1 pseudogene is annotated in these 1,228 nt (G+C 44.6%); it reads right to left on the reverse strand.

What is annotated here, in order from left to right:
• Window positions 1-1,228 (reverse strand): annotated as a pseudogene (locus ACYVFA_RS23950) (hypothetical protein); the annotation flags it as partial.

The following is a 1,228-nucleotide window of genomic DNA, read 5'->3' on the forward strand; positions in this document are numbered from 1 at the left end:
CCCTGCACATAAACGATTGTTTGGAATAGTTGGTGCATTTATTACTGCCATTGTGCCTACTACTGTAAAGGTTGTTACCACAGGACCATAAACCGTCCCCCCTGTTCTATTATCTTCTGCATAGCCAGTTACAGTCATGGTATAGGTGCCCGGAATAAAGTTACGTCCATATACATTGACACCTAAGTTATCAAAAACCGCATAGGGCTGTACGTTCTGCAAGATAGTCCAGTTAATCTCAGGACCGGTAATGGTTAAGTCAACACTGCCAATTGGTATTGTCGGACAAATAGGGTTGGCAAGAATAGACACCTGTTCAGGTATCTGCTGGATAACCATTCCGTCTTTCAGTGAAAACATCGGTTCATAAGGGTTGCCTGCTTTCACATATTGTAGGTCTACAATCTGTACACATGGGTCAATGCCACTCACAATTACATTAGTAGTAGCGGTTGCTGTGCAAATACCTGTACTTACCGTTACGGTATAAATGCCTCCATTTGCTGCCAAAGCATTAGCAATAGTTGGATTCTGGCTTGCACTGCTAAACGAAGCAGGTCCTGACCAGCTATATTGTGTTCCTCCAGAAGCACTCAGTTCTATCGTTTGTCCTACGGCATAAGGGCCAGTATTTGATGCCTGTGCAACAGCAGGTGCTATAATTTGTAGTCCTGTTACCGCTGAACTTGCTGGAGAAGTGCAACTGCCCACAGTACAAGTGGCTGTAATGCTATAAGTTCCTACGCTTGAAAGGATCAGACTTGTACCTGTTGCTCCTGTTGACCAGTTTACTGTTCCGCCACAACCGCTAGCGGTTAAGGTCAAGGTATTTGGCGCACATACTACTTTTGGATTGGGTGCAACAATAGTTGGGGCAATTGGTTGAGTAACAATCTCTAAACCTGTTACTGCCAGACTTGATGGAGAAGTGCAAATACCCACAGTACAAGTGGCTGTAATACTATAAGTGCCTACGCTTGAAAGTACCAGACTTGTACCCGTTGCTCCTGTTGACCAGTTCACTGTGCCGCCACAACCGCTGGCGGTTAAAGTTAAGGTATTTGGCGCACAAACTACTTTTGGATTGGGTGCAACAATAGTTGGTGCACTTGGTTGAGTAACAATCTGTAAGCCTGTTACCGCTGAACTTACAGGAGAAGTACAACTTCCCACCGTACAAGTGGCTGTAATGCTATAAGTACCTACGCTTGAAAGTATCAGACTTGTA

This window comes from Emticicia fontis (assembly GCF_054779675.1).